This window comes from Salmonella sp. SAL4457, from assembly GCF_046548235.1.
Lineage (GTDB): Bacteria > Pseudomonadota > Gammaproteobacteria > Enterobacterales > Enterobacteriaceae > Salmonella > Salmonella enterica.
The window spans coordinates 305,336-330,783 of the sequence record NZ_JBGDZO010000001.1; the positions used below are offsets into that span (position 1 = coordinate 305,336).

The following is a 25,448-nucleotide window of genomic DNA, read 5'->3' on the forward strand; positions in this document are numbered from 1 at the left end:
GTTCGATAATGGCGTGACCACCCTATATCCCTGTCTGACGCGAAAATCCTCAGTATCAAGCCTTCTGATAACCCCTTTAAGCTGATCGATTCTCACGGTCGGTATCTGCTTGTTAATCCGGGCTTGTGGGTCAGGCGCTCAAGGAGCGTGAAGTGTGGCGCAATGTTTTCGCCTTCCGGCGCGTTTCCTGGCATAGACGCGGTTATCGGCGACAGGTATCCGGCGATGGTGATGAAGCTCGCGGCACAATAAGGCCTTAGCGGGATGCAGAATCGCCTCCCGCTAAGGCTTCATTCAGCCGCTTTCCATATCACATAAATACGCCTCTTCCACTCCTGTCCAGCAGCAGGCGACAGCTCATTTCGTTAGCGAAACGGCGGCTCATTAAACGTACGTAATTTACGTGAGTGCAAACGATCACCTTCTGCGCGTAGTAAATCAATAGCACGAATACCAATTTGCAAATGTTCTGAAATAGCCCCCTCATAAAACCGGTTTGCCTGCCCGGGCAGTTTAATTTCACCGTGTAAAGGTTTGTCAGAAACACAAAGCAGCGTGCCGTAAGGCACGCGGAAGCGATAGCCCTGGGCTGCTATCGTCGCGCTCTCCATATCAATCGCGACCGCGCGGCTAAGGTTGAATCGCAGCGCCGATGCGGAATAACGAAGCTCCCAGTTACGGTCATCCGTGGTGACGACCGTTCCCGTGCGCAGTCGCTGTTTCACCTCTTCGCCGGGCATTCCGCTAACCGCTTTGGTAGCGTCGTACAGCGCACGCTGTACTTCCGCAATGCTTGGAATCGGAATATCAGGCGGCAGAACGGCATCCAGCACATGATCATCGCGTAAGTAGGCATGGGCCAGCACATAATCGCCAATCGCCTGACTTTCTCGTAACCCTCCACAGTGCCCAATCATAAGCCAGACGTCAGGCCGCAACACGGCCAAATGGTCGCAAATCGTTTTAGCATTTGAAGGGCCGACACCGATATTTACCAGCGTAATCCCCTGCCCATCTGCCGTTACCAGGTGCCAGGCGGGCATCTGATGCTTCTTCCAGGCCAGATCGGAAATAGCCTCTTCCGGCGCTTCCGTTTCTGCCGTGATCCAAATTCCGCCGGCACAGGAAAGCGCGATATAGGGACTGTCAGGATCAAGAATTTGGCTGCATCCCCAGCGCACAAACTCATCGACATAGCGGGTGTAGTTGGTAAACAAAACGAAGGGCTGAAAATGTTCAACCGGCGTACCGGTATAGTGCCGTAACCGGGCCAACGAGAAGTCAACACGACGCGCGTCGAAGTGCGATAGCGGATAGAATTCGCCGGGGTGGAACAGACCGTCTGCCGTCTCATCGCCAATCTGCGCCAGTTCTGTGGTAGGAAAATGGCGCGTTAGCCCGGCGCTCATAGAACGATCCAGCGTCAGAGCCGAGCCATCGATCACATAAGGATACGGGATCTCATGGTGCGAGGCCTCTACCGCAATATGCGCGCCATAATCATGGTAAACGAGGTTAAGCTGTTCCAGAAGATAAGCGCGAAATAGCGCAGGCCGCGTAACGGTAGTGGTATAACAGCCGGGATGAGTAAAGCGTCCAAAAGCGCGTGTTTTAGGCGGGTTCGGTGTCGCGCCATCCCAGCTTACAGACAGCGAAGGATAAACAAACAGTCCGTTAAGCCTGGCGTGGGGATCGGGCAGCGTACCGTTATCAACATAGTCAGCGATGGCTTCACGGAGCGCGTTAACCGACTGCTCGTATAGCTCCTCCAGGCGATCCAGCGCCTGCTCGGGCGTTAGGTTTGTGCCTTTATTTTCCATATTATTCTCCTTAGCGTTCACAGGTGAGGCACGTCATTCGATAGTATGACAGCAAAGGAGGAAACTAAAGGGGTTAGCGTAGGGGCGGCGGCACAGGTAACCGCCAGATCACCTGCCACATCCGCCTCTTCATCAGCGGCGGCGGTGAAAGCGTCGCTGAAGATTTCCCATTTTGGCGCGGTATCGGAGGAGGCATTAACGCCCATATGATTAAAATGGCATTCCCCAAGGCGGAGCCATCGGCAGCGATAATCGTCAGTTTACTATCAAAGACGCCGTTGGAAATTTCACTGGTTTTAATATTGGTTTTTTAAGCTAGCGTAAACAGGATCAAGATAATTATAAGTAAGGGGCTGTCAGGCACCATGTATCAGGCAGCAGTTTTCGCACTCCCTGCATGGTTTTAGGACGCTGGATGCAATCTGTTATTTTCTGATGCAGAAATTTTTATCGGTGGGTTTGAGCCTACGGATAGCAGTATCAGTGAGTGCCATCGTGAAAGGCTATTTGTTTAACGAACCTGGAGGCACTCGGACGCCAAAATAACAGATATCAAAAAACCCGGTAAACCTTCTCAGGTCAACCGGGTAAAGATAATTTATTGTTTTTTAAACGTCTCCGGACTCACCAGGATATCCCGAAACTAAAATCTGGCTCCTCTGACTGGACTCGAACCAGTGACATACGGATTAACAGTCCGCCGTTCTACCGACTGAACTACAGAGGAATCGTGTGAACGGGGCGCATAGTAACGATGTGCGATCGGCTTGTCAAAGGGGGAAATAAGGTTGCGCGTTTGTTTGCTGACAAAAACAACAAAGCGTTGAAGTTTTGATCTAATTCCTACTTTGCTCCGGCATGGCGCAACTTTGTCTGTAATTGCACAAGTCAAATGCTGTGACCTTACCGCAATGGCTATGTACCAGCGTCTGATGAAACGTGAAAAACTGGCAGGCACTTGGCAAATAATTCTGAGACATAACGCCGTAGAGATTAAGGGCAGGGAGTAGAATGAACTTTAGACGTGAAATATTTTGTGAAAATGGTTGATACAGGCAGTCTGACGCCGGTAGCGGAAATGGCAGATAAATTTCTGGTGCAGGCGAAAAGATTTCCGTCAATATCATAGGCAGAATTATGGTGCATCAGCTTTTGGCGACGACACGGAACGAGCGGGTTTTATCGCGCTTTTCCTGAAGGATTTTTTCATCAGCCTGTTTTTTGCGTTCGGGTCAATCCCCTGATCCAGCAGCCTTTTGACCTCGTCACGGCGTTGTCTGGCATCAGCAAGAGAAACCGCAGGGTAAACCCCAATAGAAAACACCTTCTGTTTGCCATTAAAGCGATAGCCTGACTGCCAGTATTTTGAATCGATAGAGGCCAAACCCGTCAGCGAGCTTGACGGCCTTTTCCGCTGGTCTGGCATTTTTTACTTTAGTATCAGTCAGTGACATGACGGTTCCCTCCGCGTGCTGGTAAAACGCAAATCGAACCAGCTTTACCAGCAAAAGGGTATAGCTTCGAGTGGTTTTTAGTAAACGAGAGTGAACCTGAAGAAGGGGTTAATCAGTTGATATAAATGCAGAAAGCAGACGCCAGTGAACGTCTGCTTTCCTAAATTTGGCTCCTCTGACTGGACTCGAACCAGTGACATACGGATTAACAGTCCGCCGTTCTACCGACTGAACTACAGAGGAATTGTTTCAACGAGGCGCATAATACTGGGCCGGCTATAACGTGTCAACAGTAAAATTAACGCGCCAATTCAATTGGTTAATTAACCCACAAAGTGAGGAATTAATGTTCGGATTCCTCGCCGTAGTCGCCTTCGGCAGCGCTTACCCGTAAGCGCTGAGAAGGATCCTGGCGATAGAACTGGCAAAAACGCTGCCATAGTGCCGGGAAACGTGGAGCAAACAGTTCTGGCGCGCTGAAAAAATACTCTGACAACACGGCAAAACATTCTGCAGGGTCGGTGGCGGCATAGGCATCTATACTGGCAGCGCTTTCGCCAACAAGATCGATTTCATCCTGAATATTATTCATTGCCGCGTGGAGATCGTGTTCCCAGCCAGCCACATCGCGCAACGGGATGAAAGGGATGCCGCTGGCGCGATCGCCATTACGCATATCCAGTTTGTGCGCGACTTCATGAATAATGAGGTTGAAACCCGAAGCATCGAACGAGTCCTGGATATCCAGCCAGTTCAGAATAATGGGCCCTTGTTGCCAGCTTTGCCCCGACTGTACGACACGCTGGCTGTGCACCAGACCTATGTCATCTTCCCATTCATCATCTACCACAAAGGGCGCGGGATAAATGAGCACTTCATGAAAACCATCAAGCCACTCAATACCGAGCTCCAGGATCGGTAAGCAAAAAATTAACGCAATACGTGCACTTTTTAACGAGTCGAGCTCAAATCCCTGTAGCGCTACCAGTCTTTTCTGCTGCAAAAAACGTTCGGCTAGCGCAATAAGCCGAGCCTGTTCTTGCGCGGTGAGGTTTACCAGAAGAGGTATAGCCAGCGCATCATCCCACGGCCAGTCTTCGTTCTGGGTTATTTCTTGTGCTTTCCAGGGCCACTTAATCATCGTTTTGCTCGTAAACTCGTCACTTGAACAAAATTACCCGAATAGGGTCTGTTAAAATGCCAAATTACCTGGCATCATTGCAATATACGGAGAGATGCCGGAGCGGCTGAACGGACCGGTCTCGAAAACCGGAGTAGGGGCAACTCTACCGGGGGTTCAAATCCCCCTCTCTCCGCCACAATTCAAACACTTAGCTCATCTTCTTTCAGCGATCAGTCTCACACTTAGAATACACTTAGAATATTCTGTTAGAATATTACGTGAAAAACGTATCGCCATCTTATGCTTTTTCTGCCAGAAGAGGGGGCCAGGGATGGTGTTATTTTTACTTTTCGATCATAAGTCAACTCCTGGTTTTCTGCCCCGGGCTTTCGCCGTACCCCATCTGGATTAATATTGATGTCACTCGCGGCGACTTAACGCCGTCGTCCTCGGTCATCGTCGCACCCGGCCTGTTGCCCGACATGTTCCCCTGTAGACATGGGCGCCGGGCAGAAGATTAATTGCTGTGAGGGAAACGCGCTGGCGCGTGGCGATAACTTACGCTGCGGGACTGTCGACGCTGTACAGAAAATCTGGCCTCCAGACTGGCTTAAATATGCGCACATGACAATACAACCGGAAAATTTACAAAACGCATAATTTGAACTGAGAGAGAAACTTACAAACGAAGCGACGAAGATTTCAACAGCCGCAGCGACTCCAGTATCTTGCGCGCATGTTTAAATAATACTACTGTATATAAAAACAGTATTCGAGGTATGGATTATGGAATTTTTCAGACCTACAGAGTTGCGCGAAATTATTCCTCTCCCATTTTTCAGTTACTTAGTGCCGTGTGGATTCCCCAGCCCCGCAGCGGACTACATTGAGCAGCGTATCGATCTTAATGAGTTGCTCGTTTCTCATCCCAGCTCAACATATTTTGTCAAAGCCACGGGTGATTCAATGATTGAAGCAGGCATCAGCGACGGCGACCTGCTGGTGGTGGATAGCTCACGGAACGCTGACCACGGTGACATTGTAATTGCGGCAATTGAAGGAGAGTTCACCGTAAAACGGTTGCAGTTGCGCCCGACAGTGCAGTTAATCCCCATGAACGGCGCCTATCGACCTATACCTGTCGGCAGTGAAGACACGCTCGACATATTCGGGGTGGTGACCTTTATCATTAAAGCGGTCAGTTGATTATGTTCGCGCTCTGCGATGTTAATAGCTTTTACGCCTCCTGCGAAACGGTCTTTCGTCCTGATTTATGTGGCCGACCGGTGGTGGTGTTATCAAACAATGATGGCTGCGTTATCGCGTGTAGCGCCGAGGCGAAACAGCTCGGTATCGCACCAGGTGAGCCATACTTCAAACAGAAAGAACGCTTCCGGCGATCCGGTGTTGTTTGCTTCAGCAGTAATTACGAGCTTTACGCTGATATGTCGAACCGGGTAATGACCACACTCGAGGAGATGGTGCCGCGGGTAGAAATTTACAGCATTGATGAGGCTTTTTGTGATCTGACGGGGGTACGAAACTGCCGGGATCTGACAGATTTCGGGCGCGAGATAAGAGCGACGGTCCTGAAGCGCACGCACCTGACTGTCGGTGTAGGCATTGCCCAGACGAAAACCCTTGCCAAGCTGGCTAACCATGCTGCGAAAAAGTGGCAGCGCCAGACCGACGGGGTGGTTGACCTGTCGAACATCGATCGCCAGCGTCGGCTGCTGGCCCTGATACCCGTAGAGGATGTCTGGGGTGTCGGCAGACGCATCAGTAAGAAGCTAAATTCCCTGGGCATCAAGACTGCTCTCGATCTCTCTGAACAAAGTACCTGGATCATCAGGAAACACTTCAATGTCGTGCTGGAGCGTACCGTGAGAGAGCTTCGCGGAGAGCCATGTCTGGAGCTTGAAGAGTTTGCGCCGGCAAAGCAGGAAATCGTTTGTAGCCGCTCTTTCGGCGAGCGGGTCACAGACTATGAGGAAATGCGCCAGGCTGTTTACAGCTACGCTGCGCGCGCGGCAGAAAAACTCCGCGGCGAGCACCAGTACTGCCGTTTCATTTCAACATTCGTCAAAACATCACCCTTTGCCCTGAACGAGCCCTACTACGGTAACAGCGCCGCGGTGACGCTTCTCACCCCCACGCAGGATTCACGTGACATTATCAATGCGGCTGTGAAATGTCTGGATAAAATCTGGCGCGACGGCCATCGCTACCAGAAAGCGGGGGTGATGCTGGGTGACTTCTTCAGCCAGGGCGTAGCGCAACTCAACCTTTTCGACGATAACGCGCCGCGCGCCGGTAGTGCGAAGTTGATGGAAGTACTGGACCATCTTAACGCAAAAGACGGGAAGGGGACGCTGTACTTCGCCGGGCAGGGGATGTCGCAACAGTGGGCTATGAAGCGAGAAATGCTTTCGCCTCGGTACACCACAAGATACTCTGATCTACTGCGTGTTAAGTAACTTGTGCGATCAATGCCTGAGATGGTTGCCAAATCATCCCCGTTCTCTAACCGGTTTTGGTCGCACAAGATCACAGGAACCTCTCACGATGAGGCGCATGTATCCTGGTTTACGACATCAGAAAATGTGGCGCGTTTATTGCCAGGTAGGCGTTGTGAGACGTCACTTATTTACGCCTGGTTTCAGCCGTAGCGCCGGGCATGGATAAAAAGAGTATGGCAATCAGCGTGATAATGCTAAAAAACAATTAATATTTTTTTAACAAAACTAAAGCTTGCTATGTTCAGTTAACCATGCGTTAATGGTTGTGCGGTTTGATACAAACTTATCTGAAGTAGTGATTGTAATATTTCTCATCATTTGTTCCTCTTGAGATCTCCTTTAGGTTTTTTTCTCTCTGATAATTTTCTTCAGGCCATTTCGCCCAAGGGCTCATTCAAAAGGTAACAATATTATGACGACGAAAATCACTGGTTTAGTAAAATGGTTTAACCCTGAAAAGGGCTTTGGTTTCATTACGCCTAAAGATGGCAGCAAAGATGTGTTTGTGCATTTTTCCGCCATTCAAAGTAATGAATTCCGCACTCTGAATGAAAATCAGGAAGTGGAGTTTTCAGTAGAACAGGGACCAAAAGGTCCATCAGCGGTCAACGTTGTGGCGCTTTAAGGTATCTGATATTACTAATAAAATTCACTTCCGGTGTCCATGTTGCCATGGTTCACAATACAGAACATCGACATTCGATGTTACTGAGCAAAACCCATTTGGCGCGAAATGTATTTTTTGTAAGTCAACCATGATCACTTTTGATAATGTTGGATTATACATTCGCTCAGGACAGGTTCCGCCAGATTTTAGAAAATAATTCATATTAGCTCCGTACCGGAGCTTTTTTTATGCCCGGATGATTATCATCTATAGACGCTGACATCCATCATCTATAGTGGCATTTACCTTTCCCCAAAGGTGTTATTTCTCTTGCAGACAGCGCCTGAAAAAAGCGACGTTGTCCTCATCTATCCGATGAAGCCAGGTCATCTGTCTTTGCGCCGTTATCCGTTATTTAATTCTTGCCCTATAATAACAAGCCCGCGCTAAGCACGGGCTTGAATAACATAAAGCGTCTTAGAACTGGTAGACCAGACCAACACCTACGATATCATCGGTTGCAATACCGTTGCTTGCGTAGAAGTCATCATCTTCGTCCAGCAGGTTGATTTTATAATCAACATAGGTGGACATATTTTTGTTGAAGTAGTAAGTCATACCGACGTCAACATATTTAACCAGATCTTTGTTGGTGTAACGCCAGTTGCCACGATGGACTTCCTGACCGCCTAAATCTTTGCCCTTAGACTGCAAGTAGGCGATGGACGGACGCAGACCGAAATCGAACTGATACTGCGCAACCACTTCAAAGTTCTGGGTTTTGTTAGCAATACCGCCATTATCTTCGCCATTGCCGCCGCCATAATAGGTCATGTTGCGGGTTTCAGCGTACATCGCCGCCAGGTAAACATTGTAGGCGTCATATTTGGCACCTACGGTCCAGGCTTCAGCGGTTTCACCACCAGCATAGTTGTTGCGCTCATTCATGCCGTCGCCATAACCACGAGCAACCTGATTGTCCGTACGGTCAGAGGAAGAGTAGGCCGCACCCAGGCTTAACCCGAAGTCAAAGTCGTAGGAGGCAGACATACCGAAACCGTCGCCGTTTTCACGGGCCAGTTTGCGGCTGCCGCCGTTACCTGTACCTTCACCAGCACCGCCATTTTCATTATTACCCTGGTACTGCAACGCGAAGTTCAGGCCTTCCACCAGACCGAAGAAGTCGGTATTACGGTAGGTAGCAACGCCGTTGGTTCTGCCCAGCATATAGACATCGGTCTGGGTATAAGTATCACCGCCGAATTCCGGCAGCGCATCGGTCCAGGCTTCAATGTCGTAGATAACACCATAGTTACGGCCATAATCGAAAGAGCCGTACTCGCCGAATTTCAGACCGGCAAAGCCCAGACGAGTCCAGGAGTTTGCACCTTCGCCTTCGGTGGTGTTCACCTTAATGTTGTATTCCCACTGACCATAGCCGGTCAGCATATCGTTGATCTGCGTTTCGCCTTTAAAGCCAATACGGGCGTAGGACTGGTCGCCATCGTCGCCTGCATTGTCAGAGAAGTAACGCAGACCATCAACTTTGCCGTACAGGTCGAGTTTGTTGCCATTTTTATTATAAATTTCAGCCGCATTTGCTGCGCCTGCCACTAATAACGCCGGGACAAGCAGTGCCAGAACTTTTCTGTTCATTATGTATTCCCTTATGATAATAATTTATATGAATATGTAGCCACTTCAACAAAACTACAAATTGATACTATTCTATGAAGTTCATGGAATTTAAAAAATAACATGTAACAAAGGTATTTAAAATATTTCAATTTGTTTCTGTTTGGTTTTTTATAATACAGAGTATATAAGTAATTAAGAATATATATTCTATAATTATCATTTTTTATCAATGGGTTATGTGTTTTGGTTTGATGGCTGTTGGCGTGAATATAATTTGTTTTTTATATGTATTTGATGCTTTGATTATGAAAAAGCATAAAAAAAACCGGCATAAATGCCGGTAATGTGGGTAATGATAAAATAAATGATAAAAGGCTAATAACCGAATCATTCTGACATTTAATGCTAATAAAATAAAACGCTATCGCGGTGCGTAAAAATAAGTTGTTCTGGTTATAGGTTATTCTGCATCAGAGTGCGATTCAATCACCATTCCCTTATTTAACAGCAGGTTCAGCGCCAGACGTAACATTAACTGAGAATAAACTATTTGTGGAATGAATAGCCAGAACAGGTGGATGAGGTATTCCATGGTCGAAATGTGATTAATATCACATTATAATGTAATTAATGTCATATGACTTACATCACAAAAGCGGAGTAAAGTTTGAGTACCAGGGAGGACAACGCCACCCGTAGCATGGGCGGTAAATTAGCGTTATGGGTTTTTTATACCTTTTGCGGCTACTTCATCTGGGCGATGGCGCGTTGCGTGTGGCTGATGTCCGCCATACAAACCGAGCCGGTTCTCGGCCCAATCAGCACTCCTGGCAGCGCAACGGAAAAATGGCTTAACGCGCTTTCGCTGGGCGTCGTCTGGCTTATTCTGGGGAGTATTGCCTGGTATACCCGGCCTCGCAAAAACAGGGCTTATCCCGCCGACACTAAGCCAGAAACGCGCAAGTAAGCAGGGATGTAAAGTGGTGGCGGATATGTCAGGATAGCGAACCCTGTGCTCAGGCATGTAATAAAAATGGTCTGCTATAAAGAGAGGGCGTATGGACTCAGGATACTGGCAATCGCAGTTTGAAGACTGGCTACGTCACCACCATCAGGAACAGGATGCCGCCCATGACATCTTCCATTTTCGTCGTGTTTGGGCAACCGCGCAAACGCTGGGGGAAAACAGTCCTGTCGACTGGCTGGTGGTGCTATCGGCATGTTATTTCCATGACATCGTCAGCCTGGCGAAAAATCATCCGCAGCGGCATCGTTCTTCCATTCTGGCGGCGGCAGAAACCCGGCGTATTTTTCTGCGGGATTTTCCTGACTTTCCGGCAGAAAAACTGGCGGGCATTTGTCATGCTATCGAAGCGCATAGCTTCAGCGCAAAAATTGCGCCTACCACGCCAGAGGCAAAAATCGTGCAGGATGCAGACAGGCTGGAGGCGTTGGGCGCCATTGGTCTGGCGCGGGTCTTCGCGGTCTCCGGCGCGCTGGGCGTCGCGTTATTTGATGCCGACGATCCCTTTGCCGACAGACGGCCTCTTAACGATAAGCAATTCGCGCTCGACCATTTTCAAACCAAACTGCTGAAACTGCCGCTGACGATGCAGACCGAACGGGGCAAGTACCTGGCGCAGCGTAATGCGGATTTTCTGGTGTCGTACATGGCGAAACTGAGCGCTGAGCTGAAAGGCGACTATGAAACACGGGATGATGCGGTCATCCAGATGTTTGCTACGCATCAGTAACCCCTGTCGCTGAAACGTAAACCGCGTCATTTTATGTTAGTCTGTCGGCAATTATTTTTGGCCGGTTAAATGTATGCAGGAAAATATTTCAGTAACACACGCCCGGAACCTCATCGCCGACGACGCCGGAAGCGAGCTCCAGGCGATGCTGAGTCAATTGCTGGAAATCTACGATGTTAAAACGCTGGTGGAGCACCTTAACGGCCTGGGCGAACAGCACTGGAGCCCGGCCATCTTCAAGCGCGTAATGATGAACGCGGCATGGCATCGCTTGAGCGACAATGAACTCACCTGTCTTAAAACAGAGTTGCCGACGCCGCCAGCGCATCATCCACATTACGCCTTTCGTTTTATCGATCTCTTCGCGGGCATCGGCGGTATTCGCCGCGGATTTGAAGCGATAGGCGGACAGTGCGTGTTTACCAGCGAATGGAATAAGCACGCGGTACGGACATATAAAGCGAACTATTTTTGCGATCCGCTGCAACATCGCTTTAATGAAGATATCCGCGATATCACATTGAGCCACCGGGAAGGGGTCAGCGATGATGAGGCGGCGGAACACATTCGCCAGCATATTCCGCAACATGATGTCCTGCTGGCGGGCTTTCCCTGTCAGCCATTTTCTCTGGCGGGCGTTTCCAAGAAAAATGCGCTGGGCCGCGCCCACGGCTTTGCCTGCGAGACTCAGGGGACGTTATTTTTTGATGTCGTAAGAATTATCGACGCCCGCCGCCCCGCGCTGTTTGTGCTGGAAAACGTGAAAAACCTTAAAAGTCACGACCAGGGCAACACCTTCCGCATTATTATGCAAACGCTCGATGAACTGGGATATGACGTGGCGGATGCCGCTGACAATGGCCCGGACGATCCGAAAATTATCGACGGGCAGCACTTTCTTCCTCAGCATCGGGAACGTATTGTGTTGGTGGGATTCCGTCGCGATTTAAACCTGAAAACCGATTTTACGTTACGCAATATCGCCCGTTGTTATCCACCGCGCCGTCCGACGCTGGCAGAACTGCTGGAGCCCGTCGTCGAAGCCAAATATATCCTGACGCCGGTGCTGTGGAAATATTTATATCGCTACGCGAAAAAGCACCAGGCGCGGGGAAACGGTTTTGGCTATGGCATGGTTTATCCTGACAATCCGGAAAGTGTGGCGCGCACGTTATCTGCTCGCTACTACAAAGATGGTGCCGAAATTCTGATCGATCGTGGTTGGGATATGGCGAAAGGCGAAGTGAATTTCGACGATGCTGGCAACCAACAACATCGTCCCCGCCGACTCACGCCGAGAGAGTGCGCGCGTTTAATGGGATTTGAGGCGCCGCAAACGTACCAGTTCAGGATACCTGTCTCGGATACGCAGGCCTATCGCCAGTTTGGCAACTCCGTGGTGGTGCCGGTATTTGCTGCGGTAGCAAAGCTGTTGGAACCCAAAATTCACCAGGCGGTGACGTTGCGTCAGAGAGAGACGGTAGATGGCGGACGTTCACGATAAAGCCACGCGCAGTAAAAATATGCGCGCGATAGCGACCCGCGATACGGCTATTGAAAAACGTCTTGCTGGCCTGTTAAGCGCACAGGGGATTACGTTTCATACTCAGGACGCGACATTACCGGGCAAGCCGGACTTTGTGGTGAATGATTATGATTGTGTGATTTTTACTCACGGCTGCTTTTGGCATCATCACCACTGTTATCTGTTCAAAGTGCCGGCCACGCGAACGGCTTTCTGGCTGGAAAAAATCGGTAAGAACGTTGAGCGCGATGAGCGCGATATTCAGCGTTTACAGGCGCTTGGCTGGCGGGTACTGATCGTCTGGGAGTGCGCCTTGCGCGGGCGAGCGAAATTGAGCGACGCGGCGTTGGCGGAGCGCCTGGAAGAGTGGATCTGCGGCGGCGGCGCCAGCGCGCAGATCGACACCCAGGGGATTCATCTACTGGCGTGAATCTTCCGTTTTACACGGCGTGACCACCGCCTTGACAGGAAACAGGTACTTACCCAGAGTCACCAGCACTACGGCAAACACAATCACACCCAGCGCGGCCCATTCAACGGGCGATAACCTCTCACCGCCCAGGCCAGTGCCAAGTAACACGGCGACAACCGGATTCACATAGGCGTAGCTGGTCGCCAGCGCCGGACTGACGTTGCGAATCAGGTACATATAGGCATTAATGGCGATAATAGAACCGAACAACGCCAGGTAGCCGACGGCCATAAACCCCGATAAACCAGGCAGCGTGGCGAGCTTCTCGCCGGAAAGAAACGCCGCGCAAAGCAATACCACGCCCGCCGCCAGCATTTCAATCGCACCCGCCATCATGCCCACAGGCAGGGCGATGCGCGAGCCGTAAACGGAACCAAATGCCCAGCTCATCGAACCTATCAGGATCAAAATCGCGCCCCACGGATTGCCGCTTAAGTTGCCGCCGCTGTTCAGCAGAATAATCCCGGCAAGTCCAATGGCAATCCCCACCCATTCTAATTTGCGCGTTTTAATACCAAAAAAGTAGCTAAAGCACAGCGTAAATAGCGGGACAGTGGCGACCACGACGGCAGCAATGCCCGATGGCACGTTTTGATGCTCCGCCACCGTCACCAGACCGTTACCCACCGCCAGCAGCAGTAGACCAATCAGCGCGGCGTTGATGGTCTGGCGCAGCGGCGGAAGTTTTTCGCCGCGCAACAGCAAAAACGCCATGAGCAACATCCCCGCCGAGAGAAAACGTACGCCTGCCATCATCAGCGGCGGCCAGCTTTCAACGCCTATGCGGATAACAAAATAGGTAGACCCCCAAATGATGTACAAGGCAAAAAGTGCGCCAAAAAGAGGTAATAACTGCCGGAAACGCATAATCACTCACGGTGAAATAAAAAGGGTGAATATAGTAAACGTCAAAATTATTATGCTGGCGAGCATTATAATTGTCCTTTTGGAATAAAAAGGCGTTGACCCGCGCCGCCGGTTTCGGCATTGCGCGTTTTGCTACATACTTAACGTCTTAGAAGAAAAGACCGAGGAAATCATTTTGGCAGGAAGTAGCTTACTGACATTACTCGACGATATCGCCACGCTGCTGGACGATATTTCGGTAATGGGCAAATTGGCCGCGAAAAAAACCGCGGGCGTACTGGGGGATGACCTGTCGCTCAATGCGCAGCAGGTGACCGGCGTTCGCGCTAATCGCGAGCTGCCAGTGGTATGGAGCGTGGCGAAAGGATCATTAATCAACAAGGTTATTCTGGTGCCGTTGGCGCTGTTGATAAGCGCATTTATCCCGTGGGCCATTACGCCTTTATTAATGTTAGGCGGCGCGTTTCTCTGCTTTGAAGGGGTAGAAAAAGTCCTGCATACCTTTGAGGCGCGAAAACACAAAGAAGACCCGGCGGAGCGGCAAAAACGTCTTGAGGCGCTGGCTGCGCAAGATCCTTTGGCCTTTGAAAAAGATAAAGTAAAAGGGGCGGTCCGTACCGATTTCATTCTGTCCGCTGAAATTGTGGCCATTACCCTGGGGATTGTCGCGCAGGCGCCGCTGCTTAATCAGGTGTTGGTACTGGCGGGGATTGCGTTGGTTGTGACTATTGGCGTGTATGGCCTGGTGGGTATTATTGTCAAACTGGATGATATGGGGTACTGGCTGGCGGAAAAGCGTAGTGTGCTGGCGCAGGGCGTCGGTAAAGGATTACTGATTATCGCGCCCTGGTTAATGAAAGCATTATCCATTGTCGGTACGCTGGCGATGTTTCTGGTCGGCGGCGGAATTGTCGTACACGGTATTGCGCCACTACACCATGCCATTGAACATTTTGCGCAGCAGCAGGGGGCTTTCATGGCGCATACGATCCCTGCGGGGCTGAATCTGGTGCTCGGCTTTATTATCGGCGCCATTGTGGTGGCTCTGGTGAAAGGTGTGGCGAAAATTCGCGGTGTTTCGCACTGATTTTCTACAATGAATTATGCAAAATTGCCCATCCTCGTCTAAGGTGAAAACGTTTCATCTGATACAGGAGGCAGGTATGGTCTTTTCTGTCAGTGAGGAAGTTACCGTGAAAGAGGGTGGGCCCCGGATGATCGTCACCGGTTATTCCAGCGGAATGGTAGAGTGTCGCTGGTATGATGGTTTTGGCGTAAAGCGGGAGGCATTCCATGAGAATGAGCTCGTGCCAGGCAAGGAAAGGCGCGGGCGGGACGAAGCCCGATGACAAAACGCCCGGTTAATGCCGGGCGTTTTGCTGTGGAGAAAAAGAGTCGTCGCGCTGCGACATGCTGCTACCTGGTTATGCCAGGATTGAGTGGTATCCCTTGATGAGGTCTGGCTACCGTAAGCCATCAGGGGGAGTTGTATCAATAACCAGGAGTTACCAGGGTGCCGCACGAAACACTGTTAGACAATCAAGGCTGGTTTAAAAAGCTGGCGCGGCGTTTTGGTCCCGGTCATGTCGTCAACACCTGTTTTCTGATCGTGATGCTGTTCTCGACGCTACTTACCTGGCGGGAAGTGATGATACTGAAAGACGCGTATGTCGCCAGTCAGCGCAATCATCTGGGGAGCGTCGCGAATGTCCTTGACCGCCAACTGCAATTCAACATGGACAGGTTGATCTTTTTACGCAACGGTATGCATGAAGCGCTGGTGGCGCCGCTGGCTTTTTCCGCATTGCAGAGCGCGGTGACGCAGTTTGAGCAACGACGCGTCAGACATTTCTGGCAACTGGAGTTGGATAAGCGGCGGACATTGCCGTTATATGGCGTTTCCGATCAATTTGTCGCCCGGACGACGCTTCTTTCGCGGGAGAGTCGTGACCTGGCAAATGAATTAACCGCCACGCTGGAGTTAGGGTATCTGGCGCGTCTGGCGCGCTCATCCGCCATGCTGACGCTGGAGACGATGTATGTTTCTCGCTCAGGGTTTTACCTCTCAACTCTCCCTACGGCGTACGGTAGCGATATTGTCTCCCGTTACTATCAGTACGTGACCCAGCCCTGGTTTATCGAGCAAAGCCAACGGCGTAACCCACAGCGCGGCGTGCGGTGGTTTACCTCCGCACAGTCCTATGTTGCTGACGAGCAGAAAAAAGTGACAGCCAGTCTACCGCTGGATCACGATAATTACTGGTATGGCGTACTGGCAATGGATATTCCCGTCGCGTCATTACAGCGGTTCCTGCGCGATGCGGCCGAAAAGGATATTGAAGGGGAATATCAGCTATACGATAACCATCTCCGTTTGTTGACGGACTCCGCGCCGGAACAACAAACCGCGAATACGTTAAATGACCGTGAGCGCGCCTTACTGGCGCGTGAAATAGAAAAAGATACCCTGGGCGGGCTGCGTTTAGGAACGCATTATGTAAGCTGGGAGCGGCTGGATCATTTTGATGGCGTCCTGCTGCGCGTGCATACACTACGTGAAGGCATCCAAGGGAATTTTGGCAGTATTAGTATCGCGCTGACGCTGTTATGGGTGCTTTTTACGGCGATGCTGTTGATCTCCTGGGGCGTTATTCGACATATGGTCAAAAACATGTTTGTTCTGCAAAATTCGCTGCAATGGCAGGCATGGCACGATCCGCTGACCCGGCTATATAACCGTGGCGCGCTGTTTGAAAAAGCGTCCAGGCTGGCAAAGCGCTATCGGGAAGCCCGCCAGCCATTTTCTGTGATACAACTGGACTTAGATTATTTTAAAAGCGTTAACGATCGCTTTGGCCATCAGGCAGGCGATCGCGTGTTGTCCCATGCCGCTGGGCTCATTGGCAGCACCATTCGAGCGCACGACATCGCCGGACGGGTAGGGGGCGAAGAGTTTTGTATCGTGCTGCCCGGCGCGACGAAAGCGCAGGCGCTGCAGATTGCCGAACGCATACGCCAGCGCATTAATGACAAAGAGATTCTGGTGACGAAAAGCACGACGCTTCGTATCAGCGCGTCAATGGGGATCAGTAGCGCGGAGGAATACGGCGACTATGATTTTGAGCAGTTGCAGTCGCTGGCCGACAAACGGCTTTATTACGCCAAACAGTCCGGACGTAACCGTATTTGCGCCAGCGACGCGACTCAGGAGCGGGAAAAAAAATAGTCCATTCCTTCGCGCCAGCCATCCGGCCCTTCGTTCTGGCTACGGTAGACGCGCTGAGGATCGTCGTTACGCAAATGTACGCCCTCCCGGTTTAGCCCTTTAACGACAACCGAATAATCCATCACATCCAGTAAGGGCGCATCATTGGGGCCGTCTCCTAGTCCCAACGTCAGAGGACGCGCGCGCCACTGCCGACGATATGCTTCAATCAGCCAGTTGGCAGCCTGATCTTTACCAGCGGAGGCGTCCAGCACATGCCAGAAACGGGCGCCATGGACAAATTGCAGTCCCAGGTCATTTAAACGGGCGACAAACTGCGCCATGCGTTCATCGCTATCGCGCCAGATCAGCGACACCGACGCTTCATGCAGACGGGTTAGGGCAGACTGTGCCCGGTTTAGGCCCGTCCATTCGCTTATCACCTGATCGTCAACGTCATCAAACGTGGTGAACTTAAACTGTTCCTTTTCACGCAATTTATGCAGGACGAGGCGGATTTCGTTGTGAGAAATACCGGCTATCAGACGGGGATAGTTGGGATGGTCTTCCCAATGAACGTCCAGTTGGATCACCGCGCCGTTTTCCGCAATCAGCGGCAGTCCCTGTAGATTTAACGTCGTCTGGAGCTGGAGCATTTCAGCCGCGGTTTTACTGCTACAGAGGATCACGGGCACGCCGCTTTCATGCAGGCGTGTAAGCCAGGGAGCCGCGGGCTGCCACTCAAAAGTGTGGCTGTTCAGCAGTGTGCCGTCCAGATCGGTAAAAATCAGCAAGGGGTCATGGATTGAGAGCATTTTTTCCTCATTTTCCGTTGCAACGGCGGGCTTATTTCCAGGAAAAGTCCTAAAGCACACCCGAAAGAAGTCGAACGCTAACTGGAACCGATCCCGTCGCTTCCAGGCAGCACATGCGTTGTCACACTTTTGCTACCAAACTATTAGCGCGCTTAATCATTCATGTAAAAAATATTTACTTGTCATGCAAAAAAATTGCAGATAAGGTAAATCTCACATCAGATTTCCTGGTGTAACGAATTTTCAAGTGCTTCTTGCATAAGCAAGTTTGATCCCGACCCGTAGGGCCGGGATTTTTTTCGGCCATTTTTAACGGTTTACTTCTGTTACACTAAAATCATGAATATCCAGCTCGAATGCTTCAGCTAATTCATGCCATGTATGATATTCCCGTCCGTCTACGCTCACCCGCTCAGGATCTTCCTGGCTACGGTGAACCTCGCTTTCGCTGATTTCATTGATGGCCGCCAGTAGCGCATCTACATCGACGCTCACTTCGCGCTTGGCCGTATCACTGTACTCTTTTGCCGTTTTCATCTTCACTACCTCACGGGTTCCTGACAGCCTAAGTATAGACCGTTGAGAAAACCAGCAAACACGCCGGCAAGGCGCTGTCAGACGCAGAAAATTGTTCTACACTGGCACAAAGCGACAGGAGGAAAATGATGAAGGTGAATGATCGGGTAACCGTTAAAACGGACGGCGGTCCCCGCCGACCGGGCGTGGTACTGGCAGTGGAAGAATTTAGTGAAGGCACAATGTACCTGGTTTCGCTGGAGGATTACCCGCTCGGCATCTGGTTCTTCAATGAGTCAGGTCACCAGGATGGTATTTTTGTCGAGAAGGCGGAGCAGGACTAATTGAGCCGGACTGGAGGTACATTGCCAGTCCGGATGTCTCAGCGCATGTTAACAAAAATGCCGTTAGTGACGTTATCTGTCAGCCGCACTACGTGATAGATCACTTGTTTATTATGCGTTTTTATCTTTCTTTTTATATTCCCCTTATGGGAGGATACTGTTTTTGCTTTAATATTCATTCTGTCAGAAATCTGAATGGTTCCCTGACCTTCCATCCACATTCGCAACATGCTGGATTCAGTTCGACTTAACGATAATGTTGGTAAATTTATGGTTCCTGAAATACCCGACTCTTTTTTCAGAATATCGCCAAGAAGGGTATCCAGCGAGTCAGGTTTAATCGATTTCGAGCTAATCAATAAGTTTTTTCTTACTAATAAATATTCATCAAAATGCACATTAGCAATTGCCATAAAAACAATAAATAACGTGTCAGGATGTTGATTAATGATTTGCTTTATTTGTTGACTGTCTGAAGGCGTATGAATGAAACAGTCCTCATTAATAAACACCACCGAAGGCTGATGCGCGCCACAAGCGATAGCGAGTTCGTCAACGGTTTCGATGTCGTTGATTTCCCTTTTTTTCACCCCTCTGCTGACCAGATACCCGCTTAACCCTAGCCGGGTGTAACTGCACAAATCCATAATAATCGTTGACATGGCATACCCTCACTCAATGCGTAACGATAATTCCCCTTACCTGAATAACTCACCATAATCAGACGGAACACGAATAGTCACCTTAGACAACGCTTACGCGGTTTTTCAGGCGAACTTACTATCCCGTAAAGTTACATATAATTTGCCAGGAATCATCTTAAAGTAAAGTGAATGTTGCGTTATGTGAGTGAAGTAAAAACAAATAAGGGGCAGTGGATATATCCTGGTGAATGTTTTTTAAAATTTATTTTCGGATAAACCTTAGTAAAACAGGATAAAAATTATGGGTTATTATTTATCGGCATCTCGCTAACAATATCAGCAAGCAAATTGAAAATTTCGCTGAATAAATGTTCGCAAAACGGCGCAATTAATGGCATTAGCGCGGCCATCAGCATAATGCCGACGGTGAGGGTAAGCGGGAAACCGATAACAAATATCGAGAGCTGCGGCGCCATGCGGTTTAATAGCCCCAGCGCCAGGTTGAGCGTAAGCAGGAGGGTAATGACCGGCAATGCCAGCATCAGTCCGTTTAAGAAAATGAGCCCTCCGGCCCTGGCGAGCGCCATAAATGCATTACTGTTCACCGGGTTACTACCGATGGGCAGGGTGTGGAAGGTATCGACCAGCAGCGAAATAAGCCACAAATGGCCATTAAAGGTGAGAAACAGTAGCATGGCGAGCATATCCATAATACGCGCCAGAACCGGCATATTCAGGTGGCTGCCCGGGTCGACGAAGGTGGCAAAGGAAAGCCCCATTTGCAGACCGATAAACTCACCTGCGGTACGCACCGCCGCAAAGGCGAATTGCATGGTAAATCCCAGCGCAATACCGATCAGAATTTGTTGCATCGCCAGCCATAAGGCGGCAATAGAAAAAAGCGGCGTATCGTTTGCCGGTAGCGACGGCGCGATAACAAGGGTAATCATTATTCCCAACCCCAGTTTTACCCGCTTGGGAATAGCGCGCTCGCTGAGAATGGGCGCCGTTGAAATCAGCGCCAGTACGCGCAGCAAAGGCCAGAAATAGAGATGCAGCCAGTATAGCCATTGCTCGCTTGTAACCTGGATCATCGTTCTGTTTATCCGATGATATAAGGTAAATTGCTGAACAGAGTGCGCACGTAATCCAGCAGCAGGTTGAGCATCCACGGGCCGGCAACGATAATTGCGATGAATACCGCGACGATTTTAGGGATAAACGACAGCGTCATTTCATTAATCTGAGTCGCGGCCTGCAAGATGCTGATAATGAGGCCGGTAATCAGCGCGACGAGTAACAGCGGCGCAGCCAGGGCGAGAGCGACTTTCATCGCCTCGGTGCCCATCATCATGACGGATTCAGGAGTCATTTTGCGCCTCTAACTGTAAAAGCTTTGGGCCAGCGACCCCATAAGCAATTGCCAACCATCGACCAGCACAAACAGCATCAGCTTAAACGGTAGGGCGATTGTCGCTGGTGGCACCATCATCATCCCCAACGCCATCAATACGCTGGCGATCACCAGGTCGATAATCAAAAAAGGGATGAAAATCGTAAAACCGATCTGAAACGCCGTCTTTAATTCGCTGGTGACATAAGCGGGCAGGAGGATACGCATCGGTACTGCTTCCGGTCCCTGTAACGGACCGCTATTGGCCAGACGGGCAAACAGCGCCAGATCGGCTTCGCGGGTTTGGCGCAGCATGAACGCGCGTAACGGTTGCGCGCCTTTATCCAGCGCTTCCTGCATAGAAATTTTCTGCTCGCTAAACGGCTGGTAAGCATCCACGTAAATCTTGTCAATGACGGGCGACATAATAAAAAAGGTCAAAAACAACGCCAGCCCGAGTAACACCTGATTTGGCGGTGCCGAGGGCGTGCCCAGCGCGTTACGCAACAGGCCAAAAACAATGATGATACGCGTGAAGCTCGTCATCATCAGTAAAATCGCCGGCAGAAACGTCAGCGAGGTGATGAAAACCAGCGTCTGGACGGATAATGACCAGCTTTGGCCTCCGCCCGCTAATGGTTGGCTGATAAGCCCCGGCAGTTGCGCAGCGGCGGCGGGACTAAAAAGCCACAGACCCGCCAGAGAAAGGAATAACAAACGGCGCATCAGGATCTCCCGGAACGCTTGAGTAAGCTCTTCATCATGTTCTGGAAATCCGCCGGTGGGGCAACGGGTGCTTCCGTGTCATTCTCCGCGGGCGGCAGGGTGTGCAGCAGGTTGATCTGCGAGGCGGTCACGCCCAGTACCAGGCGCGCATTTTCGACCTCGACAATCACCACGCGTTCGCGCGGGCCAAGCGAGGCGCTGGCTGACACCTTCAGTCCCCGGACGCTATTTCCTTTTGGCGCGAATCCCATACGCTTAATCACCCAGGCCGCCGCCAGAATGAGCGCAATAATGCCAATTAATGCGCCGCTCACCTGCATGAGCGGCGATCCGGCTGGCGCGGTGGGCTGAGAAACCGTGGCTTCTGTCTTCATCATTAACGACTCAAACGACGCATACGCTCGGATGGCGTAATAATATCGGTGATACGTACGCCGTATTTATCCGCCACGACGACCACTTCACCCTGGGCAATCAGGTAGCCATTAATCAGGATATCCAGCGGCTCGCCCGCCAGCCCGTCCAGCGCGACGACCGACCCCTGCGTCAGACGCAGCAGTTCTTTAATGGTCATTCGCGTGCGGCCCAGCTCTACGGTCAGTTTGACCGGGATATCCATAATCAGATCGATATCCTGCATAGCACCGCTGACATCGCCGCCGCCAAGCTGTTGGAAAACCGCGTCGGCGGCGCTTTTAGTGGTGGTCGCTTTTTGCTCGTTTAACGCGTCAGCCCACAGATCATCCAATGCGCCAGTATTCTCATCGGACGGATTATTCATGTCACTCATTTGGGCTGTTCCTCATTCAGCGAATTCAAAATTGGGTTGATCAAATGTTCTACGCGTAGCGCATACTGTCCGTTTACGGTGCCATATTGGCTGGTGAGTACCGGAACGCCGTCCACATGAGCAATAATGCGGTCGGGTTTTTCAATCGGCAGTACATCGCCGGGTTTCAGCTTCAAAATCTGGGAAAGACGTAACGGAATATCGGCAAAATTGGCCACCAGCTCCAGTTCAGAGTGCTGAACCTGGCGCACCAGGTTATCACGCCAGTTCTGATCTTCATGGCGCGAGTTTTCCAGCGGCGGATTCACCAGCAGCTCACGCAGCGGCTCGATCATGCTAAATGGCAGACAGATGTTAAATTCACCGGTCAGATTGCCGATCTCCACATGAAACGGCGTATTGACGACGATATCGTTCGGCGAGGTGGTGATATTGGTAAATTTCACCTGCATTTCGGAACGCACATACTCCACTTCCAGCGGATTAATGGCTTTCCATGCGTCGCTATAGCCTTCCAGCGCCAGTTTCAGCATACGGTTGATGACACGCTGTTCCGTATGGGTAAACTCGCGGCCCTCGACTTTGGTCGGAAAACGGCCGTCGCCGCCGAACAGGTTATCGACGGCAATAAACACCAGACTCGGCGAGAACACCACCAGCCCGGTGCCGCGTAGCGGCTTCAGGTGGATCAGGTTCAGGTTGGTCGGTACCGGCAGGTTACGCGCAAATTCGTGATACGGCTGAATACGTATGGCACCCACGGTAATATCCGGGCTGCGGCGCAGCAGGTTAAATAATCCCATCCGGAACTGGCGTGCGAAACGCTCGTTAATAATCTCCAGCGCCTGCAAGCGTTCACGCACGACGCGACGCTGGGTATTGGGATCGTAAGGGCGAATATCGCTATCGCTTGCGATACCGGGAGTGGGTTCGTCTTTGGTGTCGCTGTCGCCGTTCAACAGCGCATCGATTTCAGCCTGAGAAAGAATACTATCGCCCATATCGTTACCGCAGAATAAAAGCTGTATAAAGCACGTCAGTGACGACCTGTTTTGGTTGTCCGGCAACGAGCGGCGCGGCCAGTGTCTCTTTAATGGCGGCAATCAGTTTTTGTTTGCCAGCTTCTGTTGAGAGCTCGGCGGCATTCTGACGGGAAAACAACAACAGCAGACGGCTGCGCACTTCCGGCAGATATTCATTTAATCGCGCGCGCGTCGCTTCGTCTTTCAGACGCAGGGTCACGCCGATATACAACACGCGATCCGCATCGCCCAGATTGACGGTAAACGTATCCAGCGCAAAAAATACCGGCGCGGGCGGCGGAGCCGGTTCCGCTTTAGCGTTCGTGGTCGGTTGCTGCTGCATACGCCAGTAGCTATAACCGGCGGTCGCGCAGGCGGCGAGGGTAATCAACACCAGCAAAGGTATCCAAATCGAGCGTTTGCTCTTTTTGTTAATCGCGGAGTCAGTCATCTGATACGGGCTTCCTGTTTCGGTACTGCTTATTGGCTGATTATCCCGTGTCCTGTCCACGACAAAGCGTGGAAAAGACGCGGATAATCATGCTACCTCTGGCGTTAGGCGAAGATATCCACTGCGCCATTGCCGCGCGCGGCGGCCTGAAGCGAGGCCGGCGCCGCTAACGCTATGTCATCTTCAGCGCCAAACGCGTCCGTGTGTTGGGCGCGGGAAGACTGTTGTTGCGACGAAGACTGCTGCTGTCCGGCAAAGCTTTCGCTACTGATACTGCTTTGTCCCAACTGAATGCCGCTTTCCGCCAACTGGGTGCGCAACATGGGCAGGGCGGCTTCCAGCGCGGCGCGGACATGGCTGTGCGGCGATACCATCTGGAGCTGCGCCTGATTGTCATCCAGCTTGAGCGAAATATGCACCTGACCTAACTCTTCCGGATGCAATCGAAGCTGCGCGCTTTGCTGTCCCTGACGCGTAAATAACATGACCTGCTGACTGAACGTTTGCTGCCATTCATGGCTGCCTAACGGCGCGCTGAGTACCGGGGCTGAGGCGACAGGTAGCGGTTGCGCCGTGGCGCTGCTGAGCGTCGGCATTGCCGCGCCATGCGTTACTGGCGCGGGCGGGCTATCCACCTCCACTTTCGCGCTGGTCGCGGCGGCAGCGACTACCAGCGGCGTCAGTGCTGGCCCCGTGGCGCGATCGTCGCTGGCGCGCGCAAGCGACGCCTCGGTTTTCCCTTTTTCATGCTCGCTAAAAGAGAGCGTATGTGTCTCTTCCTGCGGCGCCGATGGCATGTCGCCGCGTAACAGTGACGGCAAGGCGATGTGATTTTCAGCCGGCGTTTCTCCGGCGACAGGCGTCGCGACAGGTTGTCCGGGCAGCATGGCGAATAAGGCGCTCAGACTGGCAAGATCCTCATCGCTCAGCGCGGGCGTTTTCTCATCATGCTGCGCCGTTTTACTCAATGCGGCCAGAGCGCTGGTTTTCAACGATGGCGTTAGCGTAGACAGTAGATGCTGCGCTTGTGTCAGATCGGTAAGCGTTTCATCCGTCGCATTCGCTTTTTGCGCCAGCAGGTCGGCAAGCTTCACCGCCTGGCCCGGCTCGCCATGTTGGGTCAGTAGCTCTTTCGATAACTTGCCGCCTGCCGCCTGTAAATCGGCCAGCGTGATGCGGGCGTCTTTGCCCTGTGCGCCGTCTGCGCCTAACGCGCCCGCCAGGAGCGCCAGAAAGTCCTCGGCTGAACCGGTGGTTTTTCCTGACGTCAGACCCGCGGTCATGTCGGTATCGGTGGTGATCAGTTGGGGCAGGGTGATCATTCGGGTTTCCTCATTGCTGCACGCTGAGCAAATTCATCCATCTTTTTCTGATCCATGCGGTTTTCAGCTAACAGCGCTGCCGCGGTTTGTCGGTCCTGTAAGGTTTGCCAGGCCTGAAGTCGCTGCTTTTTCTCACGCCAGCTCTTCAGCGCCAGGTCGACTTTTTGCGTCCACTGCGTAAGCTGGAGGCGATGCTGCTCTATCGCCTTTTCCAGTGTCTGAATAAACTGCTGATAGTTGATCCAGCGATTACTGGCGATGCCGTTGCCCATATCGGTGTTCAAATTACTGCGATACTCATTCTGATAATCGATCAGCATTTTGAGCTGTTCTTCCGCCTGTTGGCAGCCGCGACGCATTTCGCCCAGTAAACGCGCCGCGTCATCTACCTCTTTTTCGGCCAGATCTTTGAGTGTTTCCAGAGCGCCATGTTGTGCCATG

General features: G+C 51.3%; 28 protein-coding genes, 3 tRNA genes and 1 pseudogene. 13 read left to right on the forward strand and 19 right to left on the reverse strand.

Going from position 1 to position 25,448, the window contains the following annotated elements; translation table 11 throughout:
- Positions 1-365 precede the first annotated feature (365 nt).
- The 5 genes and pseudogenes from ACLJNW_RS01575 to mtfA all read right to left on the reverse strand — a co-directional run bounded on the left by ACLJNW_RS01575 (position 366) and on the right by mtfA (position 4,415).
- Positions 366-1,820 (reverse strand): AMP nucleosidase, encoded by a 1,455-nt coding sequence (locus tag ACLJNW_RS01575; RefSeq protein WP_000428191.1) that lies wholly within the window; start codon positions 1,818-1,820, stop codon positions 366-368.
- A gap of 651 nt (positions 1,821-2,471) precedes the next feature.
- Positions 2,472-2,547 (reverse strand) — tRNA-Asn (locus ACLJNW_RS01580).
- Positions 2,548-2,968: 421 nt separating this feature from the next.
- A pseudogene (locus ACLJNW_RS01585) lies at positions 2,969-3,274 on the reverse strand (Arm DNA-binding domain-containing protein); the annotation flags it as partial.
- 167 nt (positions 3,275-3,441) lie between these two features.
- Positions 3,442-3,517, reverse strand: a tRNA-Asn gene (locus ACLJNW_RS01590).
- 100 nt (positions 3,518-3,617) lie between these two features.
- Positions 3,618-4,415, reverse strand: coding sequence for a DgsA anti-repressor MtfA (gene mtfA, locus ACLJNW_RS01595; RefSeq protein WP_000598920.1), 798 nt, complete (start codon positions 4,413-4,415; stop codon positions 3,618-3,620).
- 88 nt (positions 4,416-4,503) lie between these two features.
- Between mtfA and ACLJNW_RS01600 the strand changes: the two genes are divergently transcribed.
- The 5 genes from ACLJNW_RS01600 to ACLJNW_RS01620 all read left to right on the forward strand — a co-directional run bounded on the left by ACLJNW_RS01600 (position 4,504) and on the right by ACLJNW_RS01620 (position 7,740).
- Positions 4,504-4,593: transfer RNA gene (locus ACLJNW_RS01600), tRNA-Ser, on the forward strand.
- Between the two features lie 590 nt (positions 4,594-5,183).
- A complete protein-coding gene (locus ACLJNW_RS01605; RefSeq protein ID WP_000394197.1) occupies positions 5,184-5,603 on the forward strand; it encodes a translesion error-prone DNA polymerase V autoproteolytic subunit in 420 nt (139 codons plus the stop codon).
- A 2-nt stretch (positions 5,604-5,605) separates the two neighbouring features.
- Positions 5,606-6,874 carry a Y-family DNA polymerase gene (locus ACLJNW_RS01610; protein WP_000457663.1) on the forward strand — a complete coding sequence of 423 codons (1,269 nt, stop codon included), beginning with the start codon at positions 5,606-5,608 and terminating at the stop codon, positions 6,872-6,874.
- A gap of 454 nt (positions 6,875-7,328) precedes the next feature.
- Positions 7,329-7,541, forward strand: a complete 213-nt coding sequence (locus tag ACLJNW_RS01615; protein ID WP_000208509.1) for a cold shock domain-containing protein — start codon at positions 7,329-7,331, stop codon at positions 7,539-7,541.
- Between the two features lie 10 nt (positions 7,542-7,551).
- The gene (locus tag ACLJNW_RS01620) at positions 7,552-7,740 is read left to right on the forward strand and encodes a hypothetical protein (protein ID WP_024131109.1); all 189 of its coding nucleotides are present in this window, start codon (positions 7,552-7,554) and stop codon (positions 7,738-7,740) included.
- A 260-nt stretch (positions 7,741-8,000) separates the two neighbouring features.
- Here the strand turns inward: ACLJNW_RS01620 and ompS1 are convergent, their stop codons facing one another.
- Complete coding sequence (gene ompS1, locus ACLJNW_RS01625) at positions 8,001-9,179, reverse strand: porin OmpS1 (RefSeq protein ID WP_001080668.1); 1,179 nt, start codon at positions 9,177-9,179, stop codon at positions 8,001-8,003.
- Between the two features lie 649 nt (positions 9,180-9,828).
- On the opposite strand from ompS1, the gene drpB reads away from it, so the two are divergent.
- The 4 genes from drpB to ACLJNW_RS01645 all read left to right on the forward strand — a co-directional run bounded on the left by drpB (position 9,829) and on the right by ACLJNW_RS01645 (position 12,870).
- Entirely contained in the window at positions 9,829-10,128 is a 300-nt protein-coding gene (gene drpB, locus ACLJNW_RS01630; RefSeq protein WP_000107430.1) for a cell division protein DrpB, read from the forward strand.
- Between the two features lie 91 nt (positions 10,129-10,219).
- Positions 10,220-10,915 carry a phosphohydrolase gene (locus ACLJNW_RS01635; RefSeq protein WP_000377041.1) on the forward strand — a complete coding sequence of 232 codons (696 nt, stop codon included), beginning with the start codon at positions 10,220-10,222 and terminating at the stop codon, positions 10,913-10,915.
- A 73-nt stretch (positions 10,916-10,988) separates the two neighbouring features.
- Positions 10,989-12,419: a DNA cytosine methyltransferase gene (locus ACLJNW_RS01640; protein WP_024154644.1), complete on the forward strand. Its 1,431-nt coding sequence runs from the start codon at positions 10,989-10,991 to the stop codon at positions 12,417-12,419.
- Positions 12,400-12,870, forward strand: a complete 471-nt coding sequence (locus ACLJNW_RS01645) for a very short patch repair endonuclease (RefSeq protein WP_000785978.1) — start codon at positions 12,400-12,402, stop codon at positions 12,868-12,870. Before ACLJNW_RS01640 ends, ACLJNW_RS01645 begins: the two co-directional genes overlap by 20 nt.
- On the opposite strand, the gene yedA is transcribed toward ACLJNW_RS01645, so the two are convergent.
- On the reverse strand, positions 12,859-13,779 hold the full coding sequence (gene yedA, locus ACLJNW_RS01650; RefSeq protein ID WP_001212264.1) for a drug/metabolite exporter YedA: 921 nt from the start codon (positions 13,777-13,779) through the stop codon (positions 12,859-12,861). The two genes, ACLJNW_RS01645 and yedA, sit on opposite strands and share 12 nt — an antisense overlap.
- 169 nt (positions 13,780-13,948) lie before the next feature.
- Between yedA and ACLJNW_RS01655 the strand changes: the two genes are divergently transcribed.
- The 3 genes from ACLJNW_RS01655 to dgcQ all read left to right on the forward strand — a co-directional run bounded on the left by ACLJNW_RS01655 (position 13,949) and on the right by dgcQ (position 17,005).
- Positions 13,949-14,866: a DUF808 domain-containing protein gene (locus ACLJNW_RS01655; RefSeq protein ID WP_085920526.1), complete on the forward strand. Its 918-nt coding sequence runs from the start codon at positions 13,949-13,951 to the stop codon at positions 14,864-14,866.
- A 76-nt stretch (positions 14,867-14,942) separates the two neighbouring features.
- Positions 14,943-15,128, forward strand: coding sequence for a YodC family protein (locus ACLJNW_RS01660; protein WP_001521741.1), 186 nt, complete (start codon positions 14,943-14,945; stop codon positions 15,126-15,128).
- A gap of 164 nt (positions 15,129-15,292) precedes the next feature.
- Entirely contained in the window at positions 15,293-17,005 is a 1,713-nt protein-coding gene (dgcQ, locus tag ACLJNW_RS01665) for a cellulose biosynthesis regulator diguanylate cyclase DgcQ (RefSeq protein ID WP_001119834.1), read from the forward strand.
- Here the strand turns inward: dgcQ and ACLJNW_RS01670 are convergent.
- Together ACLJNW_RS01670 and yodD are read right to left on the reverse strand one after the other, a co-directional pair.
- On the reverse strand, positions 16,984-17,799 hold the full coding sequence (locus ACLJNW_RS01670; RefSeq protein ID WP_024154645.1) for a mannosyl-3-phosphoglycerate phosphatase-related protein: 816 nt from the start codon (positions 17,797-17,799) through the stop codon (positions 16,984-16,986). The two genes, dgcQ and ACLJNW_RS01670, sit on opposite strands and share 22 nt — an antisense overlap.
- A gap of 309 nt (positions 17,800-18,108) precedes the next feature.
- Complete coding sequence (gene yodD / locus ACLJNW_RS01675) at positions 18,109-18,336, reverse strand: YodD family peroxide/acid resistance protein (RefSeq protein WP_000844798.1); 228 nt, start codon at positions 18,334-18,336, stop codon at positions 18,109-18,111.
- Positions 18,337-18,464: 128 nt separating this feature from the next.
- Between yodD and dsrB the strand changes: the two genes are divergently transcribed.
- Positions 18,465-18,659 carry a protein DsrB gene (dsrB, locus tag ACLJNW_RS01680; RefSeq protein ID WP_000867218.1) on the forward strand — a complete coding sequence of 65 codons (195 nt, stop codon included), beginning with the start codon at positions 18,465-18,467 and terminating at the stop codon, positions 18,657-18,659.
- Positions 18,660-18,697: 38 nt separating this feature from the next.
- On the opposite strand, the gene rcsA is transcribed toward dsrB, so the two are convergent.
- The 10 genes from rcsA to fliJ form a co-directional block, all read right to left on the reverse strand.
- Entirely contained in the window at positions 18,698-19,321 is a 624-nt protein-coding gene (gene rcsA, locus ACLJNW_RS01685; protein WP_000103974.1) for a transcriptional regulator RcsA, read from the reverse strand.
- Positions 19,322-19,602: 281 nt separating this feature from the next.
- Positions 19,603-20,397 (reverse strand): flagellar biosynthetic protein FliR, encoded by a 795-nt coding sequence (gene fliR / locus ACLJNW_RS01690; protein WP_000616953.1) that lies wholly within the window; start codon positions 20,395-20,397, stop codon positions 19,603-19,605.
- Positions 20,398-20,405: 8 nt separating this feature from the next.
- Complete coding sequence (gene fliQ, locus ACLJNW_RS01695; RefSeq protein WP_000187355.1) at positions 20,406-20,675, reverse strand: flagellar biosynthesis protein FliQ; 270 nt, start codon at positions 20,673-20,675, stop codon at positions 20,406-20,408.
- A gap of 9 nt (positions 20,676-20,684) precedes the next feature.
- The gene (fliP, locus tag ACLJNW_RS01700) at positions 20,685-21,422 is read right to left on the reverse strand and encodes a flagellar type III secretion system pore protein FliP (RefSeq protein ID WP_001253410.1); all 738 of its coding nucleotides are present in this window, start codon (positions 21,420-21,422) and stop codon (positions 20,685-20,687) included.
- Positions 21,422-21,799: a flagellar biosynthetic protein FliO gene (gene fliO, locus ACLJNW_RS01705; RefSeq protein ID WP_000978276.1), complete on the reverse strand. Its 378-nt coding sequence runs from the start codon at positions 21,797-21,799 to the stop codon at positions 21,422-21,424. Before fliO ends, fliP begins: the two co-directional genes overlap by 1 nt.
- Positions 21,799-22,212 (reverse strand): flagellar motor switch protein FliN, encoded by a 414-nt coding sequence (gene fliN / locus ACLJNW_RS01710; protein ID WP_001282115.1) that lies wholly within the window; start codon positions 22,210-22,212, stop codon positions 21,799-21,801. The genes fliO and fliN overlap by 1 nt, the downstream gene beginning before the upstream one ends.
- Positions 22,209-23,213: a flagellar motor switch protein FliM gene (gene fliM, locus ACLJNW_RS01715; protein WP_000502811.1), complete on the reverse strand. Its 1,005-nt coding sequence runs from the start codon at positions 23,211-23,213 to the stop codon at positions 22,209-22,211. Before fliM ends, fliN begins: the two co-directional genes overlap by 4 nt.
- Positions 23,214-23,217: 4 nt before the next feature.
- Positions 23,218-23,685, reverse strand: a complete 468-nt coding sequence (gene fliL, locus ACLJNW_RS01720) for a flagellar basal body-associated protein FliL (protein ID WP_000132169.1) — start codon at positions 23,683-23,685, stop codon at positions 23,218-23,220.
- Positions 23,686-23,789: 104 nt separating this feature from the next.
- Positions 23,790-25,007: a flagellar hook length control protein FliK gene (gene fliK, locus ACLJNW_RS01725; RefSeq protein ID WP_000631669.1), complete on the reverse strand. Its 1,218-nt coding sequence runs from the start codon at positions 25,005-25,007 to the stop codon at positions 23,790-23,792.
- Positions 25,004-25,447 carry a flagellar export protein FliJ gene (gene fliJ, locus ACLJNW_RS01730; protein ID WP_000046981.1) on the reverse strand — a complete coding sequence of 148 codons (444 nt, stop codon included), beginning with the start codon at positions 25,445-25,447 and terminating at the stop codon, positions 25,004-25,006. The genes fliK and fliJ overlap by 4 nt, the downstream gene beginning before the upstream one ends.
- Position 25,448: the final 1 nt, after the last annotated feature.

Bases quoted from the DNA above. Each gene is read 5' to 3' on its own strand.
- ACLJNW_RS01640 (WP_024154644.1), top strand. From the start codon at position 10,989: ATGCAGGAAAATATTTCAGTAACACACGCCCGGAACCTCATCGCCGAC.
- ACLJNW_RS01605 (WP_000394197.1), top strand. From the start codon at position 5,184: ATGGAATTTTTCAGACCTACAGAGTTGCGCGAAATTATTCCTCTCCCA.
- ACLJNW_RS01610 (WP_000457663.1), top strand. From the start codon at position 5,606: ATGTTCGCGCTCTGCGATGTTAATAGCTTTTACGCCTCCTGCGAAACG.
- ACLJNW_RS01575 (WP_000428191.1), bottom strand. From the start codon at position 1,820: ATGGAAAATAAAGGCACAAACCTAACGCCCGAGCAGGCGCTGGATCGC.
- ACLJNW_RS01660 (WP_001521741.1), top strand. From the start codon at position 14,943: ATGGTCTTTTCTGTCAGTGAGGAAGTTACCGTGAAAGAGGGTGGGCCC.
- ACLJNW_RS01635 (WP_000377041.1), top strand. From the start codon at position 10,220: ATGGACTCAGGATACTGGCAATCGCAGTTTGAAGACTGGCTACGTCAC.
- fliO (WP_000978276.1), bottom strand. From the start codon at position 21,799: ATGATGAAGACAGAAGCCACGGTTTCTCAGCCCACCGCGCCAGCCGGA.
- rcsA (WP_000103974.1), bottom strand. From the start codon at position 19,321: ATGTCAACGATTATTATGGATTTGTGCAGTTACACCCGGCTAGGGTTA.
- dsrB (WP_000867218.1), top strand. From the start codon at position 18,465: ATGAAGGTGAATGATCGGGTAACCGTTAAAACGGACGGCGGTCCCCGC.
- yedA (WP_001212264.1), bottom strand. From the start codon at position 13,779: ATGCGTTTCCGGCAGTTATTACCTCTTTTTGGCGCACTTTTTGCCTTG.
- ACLJNW_RS01615 (WP_000208509.1), top strand. From the start codon at position 7,329: ATGACGACGAAAATCACTGGTTTAGTAAAATGGTTTAACCCTGAAAAG.
- ACLJNW_RS01670 (WP_024154645.1), bottom strand. From the start codon at position 17,799: ATGCTCTCAATCCATGACCCCTTGCTGATTTTTACCGATCTGGACGGC.
- ompS1 (WP_001080668.1), bottom strand. From the start codon at position 9,179: ATGAACAGAAAAGTTCTGGCACTGCTTGTCCCGGCGTTATTAGTGGCA.
- fliM (WP_000502811.1), bottom strand. From the start codon at position 23,213: ATGGGCGATAGTATTCTTTCTCAGGCTGAAATCGATGCGCTGTTGAAC.
- fliN (WP_001282115.1), bottom strand. From the start codon at position 22,212: ATGAGTGACATGAATAATCCGTCCGATGAGAATACTGGCGCATTGGAT.
- fliK (WP_000631669.1), bottom strand. From the start codon at position 25,007: ATGATCACCCTGCCCCAACTGATCACCACCGATACCGACATGACCGCG.
- fliJ (WP_000046981.1), bottom strand. From the start codon at position 25,447: ATGGCACAACATGGCGCTCTGGAAACACTCAAAGATCTGGCCGAAAAA.
- fliQ (WP_000187355.1), bottom strand. From the start codon at position 20,675: ATGACTCCTGAATCCGTCATGATGATGGGCACCGAGGCGATGAAAGTC.
- yodD (WP_000844798.1), bottom strand. From the start codon at position 18,336: ATGAAAACGGCAAAAGAGTACAGTGATACGGCCAAGCGCGAAGTGAGC.
- ACLJNW_RS01645 (WP_000785978.1), top strand. From the start codon at position 12,400: ATGGCGGACGTTCACGATAAAGCCACGCGCAGTAAAAATATGCGCGCG.
- fliL (WP_000132169.1), bottom strand. From the start codon at position 23,685: ATGACTGACTCCGCGATTAACAAAAAGAGCAAACGCTCGATTTGGATA.
- mtfA (WP_000598920.1), bottom strand. From the start codon at position 4,415: ATGATTAAGTGGCCCTGGAAAGCACAAGAAATAACCCAGAACGAAGAC.
- fliR (WP_000616953.1), bottom strand. From the start codon at position 20,397: ATGATCCAGGTTACAAGCGAGCAATGGCTATACTGGCTGCATCTCTAT.
- fliP (WP_001253410.1), bottom strand. From the start codon at position 21,422: ATGCGCCGTTTGTTATTCCTTTCTCTGGCGGGTCTGTGGCTTTTTAGT.